This window comes from Enterococcus sp. 5H, assembly GCF_028128615.1.
GTDB lineage: Bacteria > Bacillota > Bacilli > Lactobacillales > Enterococcaceae > Enterococcus_L.
Genome location: NZ_AMDP01000014.1, coordinates 73,501 through 93,701, shown reverse-complemented (window position 1 = coordinate 93,701; position 20,201 = coordinate 73,501). Strand labels below are relative to the sequence as shown.

The 20,201-nt window shown below is 35.7% G+C and carries 13 protein-coding genes and 1 riboswitch; of the genes, 1 reads left to right on the top strand and 12 read right to left on the bottom strand.

Translation table 11 applies throughout. The annotated features are described in order from the left end of the window. Positions 1-352 precede the first annotated feature (352 nt). From C240_RS04110 to C240_RS04085, 6 genes are all read right to left on the bottom strand, one after another. Positions 353-2,068 carry a glycosyl hydrolase family 28-related protein gene (locus tag C240_RS04110; RefSeq protein WP_271491345.1) on the bottom strand — a complete coding sequence of 572 codons (1,716 nt, stop codon included), beginning with the start codon at positions 2,066-2,068 and terminating at the stop codon, positions 353-355. Positions 2,069-2,249: 181 nt separating this feature from the next. After that, positions 2,250-3,641, bottom strand: a complete 1,392-nt coding sequence (gene mgtE / locus C240_RS04105; RefSeq protein ID WP_271491343.1) for a magnesium transporter — start codon at positions 3,639-3,641, stop codon at positions 2,250-2,252. Positions 3,642-3,796: 155 nt separating this feature from the next. Further along, positions 3,797-3,980: riboswitch (M-box (ykoK) riboswitch) on the bottom strand. 238 nt (positions 3,981-4,218) lie between these two features. Next, positions 4,219-6,888 carry a cation-translocating P-type ATPase gene (locus tag C240_RS04100; protein WP_271491341.1) on the bottom strand — a complete coding sequence of 890 codons (2,670 nt, stop codon included), beginning with the start codon at positions 6,886-6,888 and terminating at the stop codon, positions 4,219-4,221. 281 nt (positions 6,889-7,169) lie between these two features. Then, on the bottom strand, positions 7,170-8,429 hold the full coding sequence (locus C240_RS04095; RefSeq protein ID WP_271491338.1) for an MFS transporter: 1,260 nt from the start codon (positions 8,427-8,429) through the stop codon (positions 7,170-7,172). Positions 8,430-8,661: 232 nt separating this feature from the next. Further along, positions 8,662-9,993 (bottom strand): dihydrolipoyl dehydrogenase family protein, encoded by a 1,332-nt coding sequence (locus tag C240_RS04090; protein ID WP_271491335.1) that lies wholly within the window; start codon positions 9,991-9,993, stop codon positions 8,662-8,664. A gap of 212 nt (positions 9,994-10,205) precedes the next feature. Then, positions 10,206-11,642 carry a glycoside hydrolase family 1 protein gene (locus C240_RS04085; protein WP_271491331.1) on the bottom strand — a complete coding sequence of 479 codons (1,437 nt, stop codon included), beginning with the start codon at positions 11,640-11,642 and terminating at the stop codon, positions 10,206-10,208. Between the two features lie 591 nt (positions 11,643-12,233). Here C240_RS04085 and C240_RS04080 point away from each other — a divergent pair. Then, the gene (locus tag C240_RS04080; RefSeq protein WP_271491328.1) at positions 12,234-12,755 is read left to right on the top strand and encodes a LysM peptidoglycan-binding domain-containing protein; all 522 of its coding nucleotides are present in this window, start codon (positions 12,234-12,236) and stop codon (positions 12,753-12,755) included. Positions 12,756-12,863: 108 nt separating this feature from the next. Here the strand turns inward: C240_RS04080 and C240_RS04075 are convergent, their stop codons facing one another. The 6 genes from C240_RS04075 to C240_RS04050 all read right to left on the bottom strand — a co-directional run bounded on the left by C240_RS04075 (position 12,864) and on the right by C240_RS04050 (position 20,143). After that, a complete protein-coding gene (locus tag C240_RS04075) occupies positions 12,864-13,871 on the bottom strand; it encodes an ABC transporter substrate-binding protein (RefSeq protein ID WP_271491325.1) in 1,008 nt (335 codons plus the stop codon). Between the two features lie 45 nt (positions 13,872-13,916). Then, on the bottom strand, positions 13,917-14,681 hold the full coding sequence (locus C240_RS04070) for an ABC transporter ATP-binding protein (RefSeq protein ID WP_271491322.1): 765 nt from the start codon (positions 14,679-14,681) through the stop codon (positions 13,917-13,919). A gap of 3 nt (positions 14,682-14,684) precedes the next feature. Next, on the bottom strand, positions 14,685-15,716 hold the full coding sequence (locus C240_RS04065) for a FecCD family ABC transporter permease (protein WP_271491624.1): 1,032 nt from the start codon (positions 15,714-15,716) through the stop codon (positions 14,685-14,687). A 109-nt stretch (positions 15,717-15,825) separates the two neighbouring features. Next, positions 15,826-16,437, bottom strand: coding sequence for a nitroreductase family protein (locus tag C240_RS04060; protein ID WP_271491319.1), 612 nt, complete (start codon positions 16,435-16,437; stop codon positions 15,826-15,828). Positions 16,438-16,645: 208 nt separating this feature from the next. Beyond that, a complete protein-coding gene (bglX, locus tag C240_RS04055; RefSeq protein WP_271491316.1) occupies positions 16,646-18,862 on the bottom strand; it encodes a beta-glucosidase BglX in 2,217 nt (738 codons plus the stop codon). Between the two features lie 3 nt (positions 18,863-18,865). Further along, entirely contained in the window at positions 18,866-20,143 is a 1,278-nt protein-coding gene (locus C240_RS04050) for a PTS sugar transporter subunit IIC (protein ID WP_271491314.1), read from the bottom strand. Positions 20,144-20,201 lie beyond the last annotated feature (58 nt).

Here is a 20,201-nt window from a genome sequence, read left to right as displayed (position 1 = left end):
TTGACTTGATAAAATAAGAAGCGGGTTATGAGTGTAATTTTTCTAGTTCGAGGAATTAAAACAGGCTGGTATGAGGTCAGTAGCAACCCCATACCAGCCAATCAATAAAATGAATTGCATAGTATTTTTTTTCAGATACACAGTAACGACGTACTCCTTTATGTTTAAAACTATTACAGTACTTGTACTATTTAGCAAAATAAAAAGGGAGGCCGAGACAAAAGTGTTCAGCTTATTTCTGAGCGACTTTTGCCACAACCTCTAATACCTTTAACATTTAAACTTAAATCACAGAATAATCGTATGTTCAAGATTGGTGAAAAATAAAAATTTATTTAGTCTGGTATTACAATTAGTTCTGTATTGTAACAACCGCGGTAACCTTGACTTCGGTAGCATCTTCGTACACTAATTTTAAGAATACTTTATGTTCGCCAATTTGTTCAAAAACTTCTGAATTAAGGATAGTGATCTCTGGTTTAGCTTCATCATGGTCGTTTATTTGGTCGACTAATTCGTAAGGATCAATTACTTCACCTAATTTCACAGAAATACTTTTCCCTATAGGCAAAGTATTCCTCACTGGTATGGCACTACCTTTAAACTGTTCATATAAGTTACTATCAACTAATGTTCGCCAATCACTAGGCATCGCCTGATACTCTTCTTCATCCCAATACTCAACATCTAACTGGTTATTTTCTCTATCATCTCGCGTATTTCCGGACACAAAAGTACTTTCGCCTTTAAATCCTTCTCCCTGTGCATTTTGTATCAATAACCCTCTTCTTCTATTTTGCGGTATATTATGATAGTTTACAAAATGATTGTCCATAAAAACACCATTATATACATTATCAACACCAGTATGCCTATTGTATTCAATCCCGATTGCATATCTATCTTGCCATTCTTTAAAATCAAAAATGTTGTTCGCTACCAGCCAACCTGAAAGTTCAGCTACTGTACCTCCTGCAAAACTATCACCTAAGCCAAATTCTGGAGTTTCATACATGATAATACCGGTATTTCGTAAATAGTTGTTCATAATAGTAATATTTCTGCCCGATTTAAACTTGAATCCTCCATAAGGTCCATTTTGCAGACCTCGCACATGGTTTCCAATAACTTGTACATCCTGTGATCCTCTCAAATAAATCGCATGATCACCAACTACTCCGTAACGGTCTTCATTCTCATACATCTGATAAAAAAAGTTATCTTTTATCAAAACATTTTTTGTATTATTATAAGAGTTCACACCTGTAGATAAAAAGTTTTGTTCATTTTCTTCTAAGTTCATTTGATTAGTTTCTAATGCTTCTTGAAGTCGATTAATTGTATTGATTACGGATGTATTAGAAAAACTCTTGATAGCGTCTAATTCATTCAGCTTAACACCAAAAAGATTGTTTTCTATAGAAACATCTTCCATATACTCATATCTTCCAGCTGTTGCAAAGCCTCCTATAAAAATAGCTCTATTTTCAGTGTCTGGTGTTGCATGGTTTTTATCTCGCATAAAAATATTGTTTTCCAAAACTGCACCTTTAGAGGTTTGAAGATTAACTGGAAATAATGAAACAGGATTATAAAAAATATTATCCTTAATTGAAATATTGTGAGAAAGTCTCGTAAAAATACCAACCCCATCAAAAAAAAGTCGTTCTATTTTTATGTTATGACTATCTGAATAGTTTTCATCTTCTAATACAACGTTGTTCCCTGTAGTGTTTTTTAAAATAGTTGGTGCTTCCGTATCACCAACTATATTAATCCCACTCTGCAACTTTACATCTGCATTAATAATATACACACCATTTGGAATAAAGACACTCTTATCATTTTTAGCCGACTCTTCAATAATATACTGTAAATTTGCAGATTGATCGTTTTCAGAATGAGGGATCAAAGCACGATTTCCAAAAATATCCGTACTTGTTGCATTCCAAATTTCAGACGAATGGGTGCCTGCTTGTTCTGCATAGGCTTCTTTCGATCCTAAATAAAAACTAAACATTATCAAATGAATGATGACTACCTTAACTGCTACTTTTACTCTCTTCATAACTCTCTCCCTGTTAATTTATTTGTGCTGCTGTTCTATTTTAGTCATTTCTTTGCTACTTTTACAAAAGTAATATTAAAAATACCCAACATAGTTCATCACTAAATTTATTCATCTTTCTCAACCAAAAGTGACTAATTCCTCATTGTCAGCTGTTCATAAATTTTTGCTCCACTCTAACTTATAATAGATGGCTTAAAAGTAGATTCACAGAAACAAAATAGATTAACAAACCGGCAATATCTTTGATTGACGTAATAATTGGTGCTGCACCAGCGGCTTGATCTATATTCATTTTTAATAGTATAAACGGGATAAAGAAACCTAATGCCGCAGCTAGCGTCATCGCAAAAACAAGGGAAATCCCCACCGCAACACCTAACAAAGGAATTCCTTGCCAAACTGCTGCAACAATTCCAGAAACAATTCCGACAACAACTCCTAAGCTAAAGCCGATCCCCACCTCTTTAAGAAAATACTTCATAAAGCGTTCAAGATTGATGTGCCCTAAAGACATGCCTCGAACAAAAACAGTTGAAGATTGTGTACCCACATTACCTCCCATATCCATAATTAATGGGATAAAAACAGCGACTGCTGCAACTGATTCTAATGTTTGTTCAAACTCATCAATCACAACCCCAGCAAATATACCTGCTACTAAGGTGATTACCAAAAAAGGTAAACGAACTTTCCAGATTTCCCAAAGGCTTCCGTGGATCAATACATTGCTTCGATCAGCCTCTAACGATGACACATCTGCTAAACCGGCTGCATTAAACATATCTTCGGTTGTTTCTTGTTCCAAGACATCAATCGCATCATCTACTGTAACAATACCGACTAACCTTAGTTCCTTATCCACTACTGGCATCGCAATAAGATCCAATTCCTGTAGCAGACGTGCCGTTTTTTCTTGATCGGTATCTGTCGTTACATACATAATGTGTTTAGACATAATTTCTTCAATATACTGATCACTATCAGCAATCAACAGATCTTTTAAAGAAAGAACACCTATTAATTTTTTTTGCTCAGTTGTAACATATAAAAGATAGATGGTTTCTTTTTCTTCGGCTTGCTGACGGACTTTTTCCAAAGCTGCTTTAACTGTCATATCTTTTTTTAATGAAATAAATTCGGTTGTCAAAATCCGTCCTGCTGTCTCTTGTTCATAGCCCATTAATAAGTTTGTTGATTCTCGTTCTTCTACAGAAAGAGAACCCAGCAGTTTTTTTGCTACAACAACTGGCAGTTCATCAAATAAACGAACCCGATCATCAGGCGCCATTTCATTTACAAATTCAATTGCCCGTTCATCTGTAAAAGATCGTAATAGATGTTGTTGAACTGATGTATCTAATGTTTCAAAAATATCTAATGCCTTTTCTTTCGGCAGTAAGCGAAAAACAATCACTTGTTCATCCGGAGATAATGACGTAAAAGAACGTATAAATTCTAATTTTTCTATAGATACTAAAAATTGTTTCAATTCGCCTAATTCTTTTTCCTGTAAATAACTTAAAATTTGAGCTTTCACTTTATGTGACCCGTATTCATTTAGCGATTCCATTTTTGACAACTCCTTCATCAAGATAAGTAACAGAATTATTAGTCAAACAAAAGCGTCTATTTGAACAACTAATAAAAAATTATATGTACAAAAAAAACGGTCTTCGAAAAGAAGCCGTCATAAAAAAGAGTCACTGAAAAAACTGTGATTCATATTAACGAACTCCTCGTCTGAGCTTTAGCACTAAAAGACGTAATTCTAAGGAATGAACAAGATTTCCTTGATAGCTGCTTTAAGCACGCCTTAAGCCGACGTTGCCTGTTCTACCCTGTGGCGTCTCTCGACGTTTGAGGGCAGCAGCCTGTGTTCTTTTAGGAGCCTCACCTAACAAGTTTTTTTGTAGTTAAATGCTACAATGAAAATAGTTATATGTCAAGATGGATGATGTGTTTTTCAAACTAGCATTACTATTAAAAATGCGCAATTATACTAAGGAACTCAAAAATGAAGTAAACTTAATAAGAACAATCCTAACGCTAAATGTGACTAAAAATCTTAATAAACGGCAGAATAGAAGTCACGTCCTTCTTATTTTTAGAAGTTTGTCATTTCTGTTCCACCGCTTTTGTCTAAATTATTATTTTTTCTTTAAAACAGCAATAATGATTAATTTTGAAAGTTCCATTAATATTATCGCACCTATTGCTAGCCCAAAAGAAATTAAAAACTCATTCATGCCAAACATTGCTGGTATAGAGAAAATATCCCGTACAAATGGTAACAGTGTGAATGTATACAACAAGCTGCAGAATAAAACTGCATAAACAACAGCTTTATTACTAAATATTCCTGCACTGATTGCGGTTTGACTGTTTGACCTTGCTGGGAAAATCTGTAATGTTCTAGCTAAAATAAGCGTTGAAAAGGACATTGCTACACCTAGTTCAATTGATTGCTGCATCCCGATAAACTGTGCGATGATTACAGCTAAACCGATTAAAATTCCTCGATAAGTAACAGAGATTAGTGTGGCGCCAGAAAAAATCCCTTCGTTTGGATCCCTTGGCTTACGATCCATTATATTTTTTTCAGCTTTCTCAGTTCCTAAAGCAATCGCGGGAACTGAGTCATTAACTAAATTGATAAATAGCAACTGCAGGGCTGTGAAAGGATTATTCCAATCCATGACCAGAGCAAAGATAATGGCGATGATTGCTCCTAAATTGCCCGCAAAAAGATAAGCGACTGATTTTTTTATATTATCAAATACTTGGCGCCCAACTGCTATGGCCCGAACAATCGAAGCAAAATTATCATCGGTCAATACCATAGCAGCAGCATCTTTAGCGACTTCGGTTCCTGTTCCCATTGCGATACCAATGTCTGCTTGCTTAAGTGCTGGCGCATCATTTACACCATCACCTGTCATAGCAGAAATATTCCCTTTATTTTGCCAAGCTCTAACGATACGAATTTTATTTTCTGGTGATACGCGTGCATAAACGGAAATCTTTTCCAATTGTTCATTCAATTCTGCTTCACTTAAATCATCTAATTCCGCTCCAGTTAGTGCCAGATCTCCTTTTTCATACAAACCAATGTTTTCTGCAATTGCACGAGCCGTTGTTTTGTGGTCTCCAGTGATCATTATCGATTTAATTCCAGAACTTTTCGCTTGTTTAATTGCGTCGAAGACTTCTTCACGTGGTGGATCAATCATTGCTAACAAGCCAATAAATGTAAAATCTGTTTCGTCATCTAATGTAACTTGATCTGTATTGATTGGTTTGTATGCGAAAGCTAAAACACGTAGTGCTTCTTTGGAAAATTCTTCGATTTTTGCATTTAATTTTTCTAGTGAATTCTCATCCAATGCATGTTCCTGATTGTTTTTCAAATAGCGTTTGCTTAACGAAATGATAACATCCGGTGCACCTTTTACTAATAACATTTTTTGACCGTTAATTTCATGAACTGTAGACATCATTTTGCGATCTGAATCGAAGGGCAATTCTGCCAATCGAGGATGCGCCTGTCTAGTATCAGTTGTATCAATCGCTAATTTCTCTGCAAAATCGATAAGAGCAATCTCTGTAGGATCACCTATTTTTTTACCTGCTTCATTAAATGAAGCATCGTTAGCAAGGATCGCTGCATTAAGCAACAATCGTTTATCCTCTGTCAAGGACTCTTTATCAGGCATAATTTCTTCACTAAATAAATGTGATTTCACTACTGTCATTTTATTTTGAGTCAACGTTCCTGTTTTATCCGTACAAATAATACTAGTAGAACCCAAAGTTTCCACTGCTGAAAGTTTTCTGATAATCGCATGCTCTTTAGCCATCCGACTAGTTCCTAAGGACAATACGATCGTTACAATTGATTGCAATGCTTCTGGAATTGCAGCAACGGCAACAGCGACGGCAAACATAAATGCATTAATCACACTTGGCCAAATATCACTTGATCCTTCAATGAAAATGCGAGCTGTTTGAATGCCAAAAATCATCACTGACAGAAGTAAAATTGCGATTCCTAATTTTTTTGAAAAACGATCTAGGTTGCGTTGTAACGGTGTTCCACTAGAAGTGGCATTATTTAATAAATCAGCAACTTTTCCAATTTCAGTTGTTGTTCCTGTATTAGTAACTAAAAATTTACCGCGACCATATACGACAAGTGTTCCACTGAAAACCATATTGATACGATCACCAACTTGAGCCGTTTGGTGTAATGCAGTTACTTTTTTTTCAGCTGGAACAGACTCACCTGTCAGCATTCCTTCATCTATTTTTAAGCTACCTTCTTCCAATAAACGACCATCTGCCGGAACAAAATCTCCCGCATCTAATAGAACAATATCTCCAACGACTACTTCTCTTGCCGGAATCATGGTTGCTTGATTGTTACGTAATACTTTTGCAGATGGTGAGGATAACTTTTTCAATGCATCGAGAGAATCCTCTGCTTTTTTTGTTTGGATCACACTCACAATTGAATTGATAATCAAAACAGCAAAAATAACGATTGACTCAATCGTAGATCCCAAAATCATTTGTATAACCGCTACAATCAAAAGTACAATAACCATCACATCTTTGAATGTTTCTAAAAACAGTTTCCAAGTCGGAGTTTGCTCTTTTGCTTTTAATTCGTTGTAGCCATTTGCTTCTAGTGTTCTTTTTGCTTGCTCATCACTCAACCCTTTTTCACTTGAATCAAATAATTGAAAAAGCTGTTCGATTGATTCTTGATAATATGTTTTTTCTGACAATACAATTCCCCCATTTTTAATTCTATTCATCTTCAAATAAAGAGACCTAAGATAATCATTTTAGTGAACCAAATGATTATCTTAGGTCTTACCGTTTAATATAATACCAGAAAATTGATCTCTCAATTAACTTACTGTTGATATTATCTCAGCTGTCTATCAGCCGTCAGTTACTCCCCTAAGAGTATGAATATGATGTTGCTAATAGTAGCAAAAAATGAAAAATTGTGCAACTTTTTCAACTTATTTTCATTCTAAGTAGTTTAGATTCGTATATAGCCTTCAATCTGAAATTAAAAACCTAATGACCATTAATCAACTACTTCTTTAAGACTTAATACTTCTTCTATTGTTTGTTGACTCCCCTTAGTAATTTTTTTATACCGATAACGAATAACTACCGCCGCACCAAGTCCAATCGCTGTTAATCCGATATTCAACCAAAAAATCAATGAAATATTCACTTTTTCCAGTTGCCCCGTAATATAAGGAATCACCATCACAGAAACAGAAGTAGAAATTGAATAGTAACTCGTAATCCGACCTTTCCCTTGAGAAAACAGTTCCAATAAAGTCGCTAATCCCAACTGCCAAATTCCACCAGCCGCAAATACGCCAATTCCAATTGAACCCACTAAAAACATCGGCACACTGGGAAACACAAGCATCCCTATCAATAACAGCAATGAAACACCTGTACACCATACTAGTAACAGCGTTGGGGCAACACCACGTTTTACAATCAAGGACGTTAAAAAGACCGAGGCAAAAGAACCTACACTATACACACTGACCAATACCAAACTATTTGAATGGCTCATCAAATTGAATGATTCTGCTAAAGACGGTATCCATAAAATAAAAATATTAAATGTAGACACACATGTAAAACTAAATACCAACAAAGCGATGCCTTCTACTTTAAATTTGGGTTGTCTTGCACTTTTCTGTGTGTTTACTTCATTAATTATGTTTGATTTTTGAGCTTTCGCTTCTTTTTTTTCTGGAAAATCTAACCTAGAAATATACAACAAATTCAAAAACAACCCCAATGCACAACCGATAAACACTAAACCAAAATACAATTGATGATTCAGCATAAATCGCGTCAACAGTGGTAAAATAAACTGTCCCAAGGAAATAAAGGCTTTATTCAGCACACTTAAAGAACTATTATCTTTTTCATTTGGATAAGCTTCCATTAAAGTCGGATAGGTACTTGTATCCAAAAAAGCGTTACTAAATCCGGCAAATAGCGCGAAAAAGAGCCCCTGTAAATAGTTTTGACTAAGAATAATTCCTATGAAAAAAATTAAATAGCTAAGAATTCCCAATTGGACTGTTTTCTTACGTCCATAATTATCTGAAAAATAGCCAGCAAAATATAAAATAATCACTCGTCCTAAACCAATGCCGCTAATCACCAAGGTTACTTGTTGAACAGAGGCTTGCCAATTACTCATCAAGGCTTGTAGATTTTGCGATAAAATAATTGCTGCCATACCTTGAAAGATAAAATTTGTGTACAGAGAGCTAATTAAAGGAATATAGTTTTTTTTCGTTGCTTCCATCGGGATTCTCCTAATTGTTTAAAATTGACTTTGCTCAGTTATTCACTATGTATAGTTTAAAAAGAAACGTCTATAATATCTAATGCTTTATTTTTATACAATTGATAAATTCTATTTATCAATTAACCATCAAGTAATTATATTATTATTCACTAGACTACCATGAAAGTCAACAGACACAACAAAAAAAGCCGTGAATGGCGCAAAATTAAAACGCCCACAGCAGATTTTCTTAATAAAGATAACTCAAGTCACTAGCTACAGTTGGATACAGCATAATCATAGCATTGACCGTTTCAGCTTTTAATTGTTGATTAATCATTAATGTAACTAAGTTAATTAATTGATCGGCTTCATTACCCAAAACTGTTGCCCCGACTAATAAACCTGTATCTTTTTCAATGATAACTTTCGCCTTCACTACTGGTTCATTTAAGCGTTTATACGTAAACCATTGTGCCAAATCCAGCTCTTTGACTTGATAGTTGTCATTAGCTAGCGACTTTTCATCGGTCAAACCAACTTGAGCTAACTTAGGAGAACTGAAAACGATTGTTGGCAATACAGGATAATGAATCGCTTCTTGGCCTGTTTTGGTAAGTAATTTAGCAAGATAACTGCCTTCAAAACTAGCTATTGGCGTTAGCTTAGGATTTGTTTTTGCTAAGCAATCACCCAGAGCATAAATATTTTCAACTGTTGTCTGTAAATAATCATTTACTACAATTCCTTTATGAGTATATTCAACACCAATTTTTTCAAGACCCATTCCTTCTACATTGGGAATCCGACCTGTTGCACAAAAAACTCGATCAACTAACAAAGTATCTTGACTAGTCAGCGTTAACTGAAACTGTTCCTTCTGCTTGTTGATTTCTTGAACAGACTCGTTAAAATGAAATTGAATCCCTCTGGCTTTTAGATTTTCAATTAAATCTTGGGTCAACGATTTATCAAATTCTTTCAGTGGTCGTTCATTATGATGAAGTATATGCACTTCGCTGCCACAGCTATTAGCGATATTGGCTAGCTCAAGTGAGATATACCCTCCGCCGACAAAAGCTATTTTTCTAGGTAATTCTTTCATAGATAAAAAATCAGTACTTGTACTAAAATGCTCTTTTCCTGAGATATCTAAAATTGCCGAATGTTGTCCAGTTGCTAAAATAAAAATATCTGAATAATACTCCTCTGCTCCAACCACTATTGTATGCTCATCTTTAAATACCGCTTTCCCTGTGATTGTCTGAATACCTGAATCTGCTAAACCAGCTTTTTGTTCGACTGGTACTGGCTGGGTAAACGTTTCTTTAAATGCCATTAATTCTCGCCAGTTAATTTCAGGGTGCTTTTCAAAGCCTTTTTTTACTAATTGATCTACTCCGTCTTTTGCTTCTACAGCCCCGTATAACACTTTTTTAGGATCACAGCCACGGTTTGGACACGTTCCGCCCCAAAGATCAGCTTCCACTATTGCAACTTTTTCATAAGTCCCAGCTAGTTCATAGGCTGCGGCCATACCGCCAGGTCCACTTCCAATAATCATTACGTCAAATTGTTTCATTGTGACATCCTCCTTTATTTTCAATGCTTTCAAGCTTTTTAATAATGGAAATTCTCTGTACAATACAATTTAATTATAACAAGGAACAAAAAAAGCGCCCATGATAAACCATTGGAAAATAAAAAACGTTCAGTTCACTGACTTTCATCAATGACTGAACGAATAAACTTATTGATGTCAGCTTTTTTCTACTAACTAAATACGCTGAATGATTAAATATTGTTGCCGTTTTCTTGAATTACTTTTTTATACCAATAGAAACTATCCTTTTTGTAGCGTTTTAAACTGCCGTTTTGATTTTCGTCTTGATCGACATAAACAAAACCATAGCGTTTTTGATAACCGTTAAGCCAGCTAAGTAAATCTGTGTATGACCAAGTACAGTAACCTAAAACTTCTACTCCATCAGTCATTGCTTCTCGAATAGCATGGATGTGGCTGTTTAAATAATTAATCCGATAATCATCATGAATTTCTTTTTCTTCCGTTAATTTATCGTATTCACCTAAACCATTCTCAGTGATTAAAACAGGAATTCGATAGCGGCTGGTAATGCGGCGTAATCCAATTCTAAGTCCTTCCGGATCAATTTCCCAATCCCAATTTGTTCGTTCAACAAACGGATTCTCCACACGCTTAAATACTCCTGGAACACCAGATTCTTCAGAAGAACCTTTTTCACCTGTCGTATTCATTTTGCCTAGTCCAACTCCATCAATTGGATTAAAGACAACCGTATTCGTTTGATAGTAATTAATACCTAAAAAGTCTGGTTTTCCAGCAATTAAAAGTTCTTCATCTCCAGCTTCCATTTCTGGTGCTAGTCCTTGTTCTTTCAACATCTTCAAAGCAACAATCGGATACTTCCCAAACAAATAAACATCCATCCAAAAATGAGCATTTAAATCTTCGGAATCTTCAGCTGCTAAAATGTTTTTCGGATCACTATTCAACGAATAGTTAGGTCCATAGGCAAAACTTGGTCCAATTTTCCCTGGCATTTCCAACTCATGGAATTTTTTAATAACTGCTGCATTCGCTAGATTAGCATGGTGATTTGCTTGATACATTCTTTTTGGATCACTAACTGCCGGTGGATGTGATGCCATTAAATAGCCATGAGTAATAAAGATATTTTGTTCATTTAGACTCACCCAGTAATTTACTTTTCCGCGTAAAGCTTCAAATAAAACAGTTGCATAATTCGTAAAGTCAGCGATGATTTTTCTAGATTCCCAACCTTGATACTCATCTTGCAGTGCTTGGGGTAAATCCCAATGGTACAACGTTACTACCGGTTCAATTTGGTTAGCAATTAATTCATCGACTAAATCAATATAAAACTGCAACCCCGCTTGGTTGATTTCCCCTCTTCCATTTGGAAAAATTCGTGTCCATGCAACAGAGAAGCGATATGCTTTCAGCCCTTGCTCTTTCATCAATGCAATGTCTTCTTTATATCGATGATAATGATCTACAGCCACATCACCATTAGTCCCTTTAAACGTTTTTCCTGGAATTCGAACGAACTCATCCCAAACGGAAACGCCTTTGCCGTCTGCTTCCCAAGCTCCTTCTACCTGATAAGCTGCTGAAGCTGATCCCCATAAAAAATCATTTGGAAACTGATCTAGTTGTTTATGTTCCATAATATTGCCTCCATTTATTGTACGCTTCTTGAAATCATCTACTTAGATCTCTCCAACCGACAATCAAAAATGCGCTCATTTTCGTGGATGTAAACGTAATCACTTTTAGCTAAAACTTCAGCCAGAAGTATTAAATTTTTATTATCCCCCTCTATTATAAACATAACTAATCAATTTCTTCTACTATTTACCATCACTTGTTCGAACAACTTAGTGAATTATTATTTTTCTTACCCCTACGTATACTTAAAATTGTCCAAAATAGACAAATTATTTCATTGATTTTTCTTTACAAAAAAATTGTTGTTTATCCAGAACGTTATTTTTCCTACGAAAAAAATATTAAAAAAACTAAATAATATACTTTTTTATTTAAATAAAAAATAAAAAAAGCCCTTTTTTCCAATAAAAACATCTGCTTAAATAAGTTTAATTTGTTTTTTTATATTTCATCTATATCCGTTTGATAACAGTCGCTATTATTGCTCACCAAATTCCTCTTTGAGTGTCTGCTCACATTGTGCTATACTTAAAATGCTTTATTTTAAAGTATTACTCTTGTAAATTTATAATGAAAGGAGTGGAAATATTTTGGAAGAAGAATATACTAGACGTAAACAACAACGTCCAGCTTCAGCATCAAAAACGTCTATCGCAACCGTTATTTTATTATTGGTAATAAATACACTTGTCTTGTGCTTATTATTGTTTTTAAATGTTCAAGCAGAATCTAAACAAGATGAAAAGTTAAATAGTATCGAGCAGCAAGTAAAACAGCTAGACCAACGGACAAGTGTTCAAGCGGAATCTTACGGTGAAGCTGAAAAGAATGTACCTGAAAAAGAAAGTTCGGTTAGCACAAGTACAACCACAGAATCTAGTTCAAGTACGAATACTGTAGAAAGTTCCAATCAAACAGAAGATACACACTCGTCATCAGAGGTTGCTCAACATCAAACGGCAGAACCTACAGCAACTACGTACACCGTTCAAGCTGGGGATACTCTTTCTGTGATTGCTGAAAAAAATAAATTGTCGCTTCAAGATTTGATGACAAAAAATAATTTAACCGATTCAACAGTGTATATTGGTCAAGTATTGTCATTACAGTAAGCAACTATTTTCCCCTACATAATTTTATCCAAATGATAACCAAAAAACAGAACCTCTGTCTAAAAACGACTGCGGTTCTGTTTTTTTGCTACTATCTTTAGCTATTCTTTATTTTGCAGGATACATTTCATCCGCTAATTTTTCCACACCATCTAACGCTTGATAACCGTAACCGAACATGTAATTGTAATCCATAGCATATACTTGCTTGTTTTTCACTGCTTTCATACTTGAAAGCTTTTGATTATTCAAGATAGCATCGACCATTGTTTGACCAGAAATACCATTTTGATATGATTCCCAATCAGCAACAATCAGAACATCAGGATCTGTTTCAATTAATTTTTCGATACTAACTTCACCTTGTTCGTCTTTAAATACATTATCTAATTTTACCATGCTGAAAATATCGTTAAAGAATGTTTCATTATGAGCTGGATAAACATATAATTCTTGCGGGTCAGTCGTATGAATATAGGCAAATGTTTGGTCCTCTTTGATTTGAGCTAGTTTTTCATCAACTGTTGCTTGACGATCTTGTAGTTCTTTTTTAAAGGCATCTGCTTTGTCTTTTACATTAAATACTTTGCCTAAATTATCGATATCATCGTAAACAGAAGCAAATGTTCCGCCAGTTACAGAAGAATTTAGCACAAATGTTTTAATGCCCATATCGTTCAATGAATCAACTGTTCCAACACCCCAATCCTGATTATCAAATAAACCTCCGCGGCCATAAACCAGATCCGGATCAACACTTAGTGCCATTTCTTTACCAATATAGTCAGTTGACAATTGATTCAATTCATCAAATTCTTTTTCTACTGATTTATCTGGAGCGCCAAATACTGCACCAACACCAGCGATTTTATCTTTTAAACCTAAGTGAAGTAGTAATTCTGCTGCAGGTCGGGTATTTGCTAAGACTTTTTCCGGTGCTTTATCAAACGTTTGGTCTTTTTCTTGCCAACTTTCAGCCCCTTCTGCTTTGGTGAAATTAGAAACTGTTACAGGATAACCCGTACTTTGTTCTTGCTCCACCTTTTCTTCTGCTTTAGGAGTGCATCCTGTTAAAATAGTTAAACTTAACAAACTAAAAATAAGTACTTTTTTCATTGTTTCGCTTCCTCTTCAGTTAATTTTTATACCAAACTTTATTCATTAATCTATCGAATATGCAAATGCTAAACGCTGTGTCACTGGATTCTTATAAATGACACATCTCACACCGTAAATTTCTTCAATCAGCTCTTCTGTAAATAGCTCTTCTGGTTTACCTTCCGCAATAATTTTGCCTGCTTTCATTGCATAAATGTAATCACAATAATGAGCCGCTAGCTCCAAATCGTGAAGAGCAGCTAGAACACCTATTCCCAATTTTTTAACACAATTCAAAATTTCTAATTGATAGCGAATATCCAAATGATTGGTTGGTTCATCCAAAATCATATAACTCGGCTGTTGAGCAAGGGTTCGTGCTAAAATTACCCGTTGTTTTTCTCCACCAGATAACGATAAAAAGCTTCGATCGGCATAGCAAAGTAAATTTGTTTTAGCCAATGCATCGGTCACAATAGCGATGTCTTCTTGGGTGTCTGATTCTAACAATTTCTTATGAGGAGTTCGCCCAAGTAACACCATTTGAAACACACTTAAATCAAAATTCAGCTCGTTAAACTGATTAACTACACCTAATTTTTGTGCTACTTTTTTTTCAGAAACTGCCAAAAGATCCAAATCGTCTAAAAAGACTCGACCTGCTTGTGGCTTGATTCCTTTATAGATCCCCTTAAGCATCGTTGATTTTCCACAGCCATTTGCCCCGATAATTCCGACAAATTGCTTTTTTTGCGTTTGAAAAGAGATACTTTTCACAATCGATTCTTGTCCAATCATGATTTCTAAATCTTTTACACTGAGTTCCATTGTTTAGCCTCCGAAATTGTAGCCTTTTTTAACAATAATATAGATGAACATTGGTGCACCAATCACCGCTGTAATAATTCCTATTGGTAGCTCAACACTTGAAATAAGCGTTCGAGATAAAACATCTGCCCAAATCATGAATAATGAGCCTGACAACGCTACAACAGGAAGCAGACGTTTATGATCTGAGCCAATAAAGCCACGGACAATATGAGGAATAATCAACCCCACAAAGCCGATCATACCGGAATAAGCCACAATTACACCTGTTAGTAATGCCGCAAGTAATAAATAAAACTGTCGATATTTACTTAAGGGTACCCCTAACGTTACAGCTGCTTCATCACCTAATAACATTACGTTCAAAATTCGATGCTGAAATAAAAAGAACCCAGTGATAATCACAACTGTTACAGATAAAACAGCTAACTTATTCCAACTAGCTGAAGCTAAACTTCCCATAGACCAAAAAGTAACAGTCTTCATTCCTTCAGCATTATTCGCTAAGTAAACAATAAAACTAGATACCGAACTAAACAAGGCACTAATCACCGAACCAGACAAAACCAGTTTCACAGAAGTCATCCGCCCGCCAATCCCTGATAAAACTAATACCGCAAATGCTGCAATCATCGCACCAACAAATGCACCAAAGGCCATCCCAAATTGAGCAAAAACAGAGGCTGAACCAAAACCAACTAAAATTGCAAAAGTTGCGCCAAGAGATGCGCCAGACGATATCCCTAAAATATAAGGATCGGCCAGCGGGTTTTGAACAATGGCCTGCATCACAGCTCCTGTTGTCGCTAAGCCCATGCCTACAAAAACAGCTAAAATCACACGAGGCGTACGCACAAACCAAATAATGTTAACAGCTGCATTACTTGAAACCTTATCTAATGAGCCAAGCCTACCACCAGAGATTTTCGTTAATAAAATTTGAAAAATATCCTCAACTGAAACAGACGCTTGCCCGTTAATCAGCGAATAAACAATTGAAACTAAAATTAAAAGAACTAACAATAAAAGAATCATCGGATAGTAATGCTTGGCTTTTGTTTTAGATTTCACATTACTTGCTTTGATTGCCTGCAAAAAAATACGCCTCCTAAAAAATCTTAAAACTTAAAATAATAACTTTTCTTTACTCAATTTCTGATAGTCTATCAGATAATTGGTTTGTCCACTTTTCTACTGGTACACGCTTAGCCCTAGGAAGTTTCACAGATTGGTCAACTACTGTTATGTCCAGTAGCCCAATAATTTGTTCCTGTTCTGAAACGCCTATTTCCTCTTTGAATACCTTATCAGAAATAACCGGAATTGTACGCCATGTCACACCAATGTTTTCAGTCCATGCAGCCAATTGAAAATTTTGGATAAACGCTGAAACAGCACTCACGGCTTCTAAGTTTTCTATTTCATCTTCACAAATGGGTGCGGTAACAATTAAAGTCACTGGAACATCAAGAAAATAATCATGCGTTCTTGTTTTGGCCTTCGCTAAATATTGCGGGTCATAGTTTGCCCATATGTCTAAACGATCATAGCTAGCCATGATTTTCTCAACGAACAGATTGCGTTCTTGTTTGCTGCTGACAATACTAACTTGCCATGGTTCATTTTTCGAATGAAAAGGGGCATAACTAGCGGTTTCCAACAGCTGATATATTTTATCTATAGAAAGTGGCTGATCCGAAAGTGTTCGGACGGTACGACGTTCTCTAATGGTTTGTGCTATTGTCTGATTTTCCATTGCCTTTCTCCTATTCTCTATACTTGGTTGTTGATTTCTCAACAAGTAATCGCTTTTAAAAATGAAAATGAAAATCATTCTCAATTAGAAATTAAGAGTACCATTTCACTATTTTTTTTGCAAGTTTAACTTTAATTTTTTGATGTTAAAAAACCATCCTGCTGAAATTTTCAGCAGATATGGTTTTTTTTTAGTAATTCTATTTACATTAGATCAATTCAAAGTGCTGCTCCAACGTATCGTGAACGTTTGCTCCAACGAAAACGATAAAGTCTCCTAGTTCCGCTGTAAATGTCATATCTTTGGTATAGAATTTCAATGCTTCTCGTGTTAGTGAAAAACAAACCGTTTTTTCTTCTCCAGCAGCTAATGCTACCTTTTGGAAAGCTTTTAATTCTTTTACAGGTCTTACAACAGAGCCTGTCACATCTTGTGTATACAATTGAACAGTTTCCATACAAGGTTTGCCTGAAATATTTTTGATTTTGACTGAAACCGTCAATTCGTCGGTCATTTTTTCGGTACTAAGTTTCAAATCTGAATAAATCACTTCACTGTATGATAAACCAAAGCCAAACGGAAATAGCGGCTCATTTGGGCTATCTAAATATTTAGAAACAAATCGGCCTTTATGCGTTGTACTAGTTAAAGGACGACCCGTTTTAAACTCACTATAATAAAGCGGTAATTGCCCAACTGTATAAGGGAAGCTCATACTTAATCGTCCGGAAGGATTCGTTTTTCCGAAAATAATATCAGCTATTGCATTCCCACCTTCTGTCCCTGGAAACCATGCTTGAATAATCCCATCTACTTGCTCCGTTTCTTTGGTCAAAACAAGTGGTCTGCCACTGATAACGACTAAGATTGTTTTCTTATTTAATACACTAAGTTCAGCTAAAAAATCTTTTTGAATTTTTGGTAACGTGATATCTGTACGACTACCTGCCTCACCACTTTGCATTGTATGTTCACCTAATGCAAAAATAATGGTATCTGCTTCATTGGCTAAAGTTAAAGCCTTTTTTAACTCCGCTGCTTTTGCTTGTGCAGATAGACCAGATTGTTCAATTTGATCTTTGGTTGCTCCGAACTCGCCTAAAAATTGATAATCAGCAAGCATATCGCAGCCTTGCGTAAATAATAAATGATCCGAGTCTAAATAGTTTTCCAAGCCTTTTTTGATTGTCACTACGTCGTTGCGGTCACCGTGAACAGCCCATAATCCAATTAAATCTTGATTATTACCATAGGGACCTACTAATAAAACTTTTTCTGAATTTGCCGTTAAAGGTAACACATTGTTTTTATTTTGCAGTAAAACCACTGCTTCAGAAGAAACTTTCTTCGCTAGTTCGCGGTTTTCTTCTGTTACAAAAACAAGATCTTCTTGTTCTTGACTGGCGCCACGATAAGGATCTTCAAATAAACCTAAATCATTTTTTAATTTTAATACGCGATAAACTGACTGATTTACCAAGTCCTCACTAATTTCACCAGCTTTAAGCAGCGGCTCAAGTTCTTTTGCATAACAAGCGGTTTTCATATCAATATCAGTCGTTGCTTCAATCGCTAATTTAGCTGCTTCACGATCGTTGGTTGCTACACCATGAGCGATTAGTTCTTGAATTGCCGCATAATCAGAAATAATTACGCCATCAAATCCCCATTCTTTCCGCAAAATATCTTTCAATAAAAATTCATTACCGGTTACCGGCATCCCATCATACGTATTAAAAGAAGTCATCACCAATTGACACCCCGCGTCAACTGCTGCTTTATAAGATGGTAAATGGTCTTGCCGCAAACGACGTTCAGAAAGATCCACAGTATTATATTCACGACCGCCTTCAGCTGCTCCATATGCTGCAAAATGCTTCACGCACGAAGCAATTCCACCACCATTTATTAAATCTTTTTGCAGCCCTGTCACCATCGCTTTTGCAAAGGCTGCATTTAAAACGGGATCTTCTCCTGTAGATTCTAAGGTTCTTCCCCAACGCGCGTCACGAACTAAATCAACCATTGGCGCAAAAGTCACATGAGCACCTGCAGCTTTTGATTCCTCTGCTGTTTTTTCATATGCTTGTTCAACCAACTCAGGATTCCAAGTAGCACCTAAGCCTAACGGAATTGGATAAATCGTGCGATAACCATAAATAATATCCGCCATAAACAGTAGTGGAATCTTATGCCGACTTTTCTTCAGATAACGATCTTGAATCTCTCGTGTCTGACTTGCACCTGTCACATTTAAAACAGAACCGACTAAATCAACCGTCTGCTGGTCAATCCCTAATTTTTTTTGAGGCCCTACCGCTAATTCATTTGCGTGAAAAAAATCTCCTGATAATTGAACCAACTGTCCAATTTTTTCTTCCCAAGTTAAAGACTTAAGTAATGCTTTTAATGCTTGTTCTTCCATTCTCTACACCTCTTCGCTATATGCCGCTTGTTCTTGCAAGTAAGTTTTCTTATCTAATCGTTTAAACCACGGATACCAAAGAATCGGTGATAAAACTAATTGAATGACTAACTGTAAAATAATCACAGAGATACTTCCCTGTACTGCTGCATGAAATCCTACTGGCAACCCAAAGATCGCTTGGACACCGACAAATTTTGATACTAAACCGATCTTGGTAAGCAAATAAGCTAGAATCAAACCAATACTGTTATTAAAAATAAATGGCACAGCTAAATCAAAATTTAAAACCAATGGCGAACCAAAAATTACTGGTTCGGTAATCCCAAAAAGCGCTGGTACAATCGAAATTTTCCCGACTTCCCGATACTGTTTACTTTTGGCACGAAGCATTAACAAAACTAGACCTAACGCCATTCCACCAAAGGTAATAATATTAAAGAATGCTAAACCTACGATATTTGGTGGTGTTTGCCCTGCTGTTACCGCATTCATATTTTCAACATCCATCGCCATCCATAACGGTGTAACAATCGGTAAAATTACATTGGTTCCATGAATCCCGAAAAACCAAAGAACTTGCTGTAAAATACTTAAAATAATCATTGCACCAATGGACCCGCCAATTCCTTTTAAGGGTTCTTGAATGATAGTATAGACAAACTGATGCATGTTTCCAAATGATGTAAGACCAAATCCAAAATCAACAAAGATGAATAAAATACCAATCAACACTGTAGGAATCAATGATTCAAACATCCGCGTTACCATTGGCGGCACACTTTCCGGCATTTTAATCGTCCAGCCTTTATGCTTAATTGCTAAAAATAAACGTCCAACTACTAACCCAACAATCATCGCAGAAAATACACCTTGAGCACTTAACCAAGTTGTTGGCAGCGCGGAAACTTCATCCGCGGTTTTATCCAGTGGTGTAATTAATAAAAAACACATTAAAGAAATAACACCCGCTGCTACAAAATCTTCTTTTTCGTCTAATTTTCGTACTAAGTTTACTGCCATTAAAACCGAAATATATAATGCCAAAGATCCAATCGTAAACGTATTTACTTTTCCTAATAACTCAATCACATTTGTAAAACCTTGCAGCGTTTCTGACATATTCATAAATACAACTAATAAAACCGCAATTGAACCTATAAAGACAGGTCCTAGAGTAGACATCATTGCTCCAGAAATAGCTTGGAGATAAGGATTCGTGCCTAGTTTATCAAAAAACGGATTCACTTTATCAAAAAAATCGACTAACTTTTTCTTCATTTTTAACTGCTCCTCTCAAATTCAGTAAGCGCTTTACTTGCATTTAGTATACGAACTA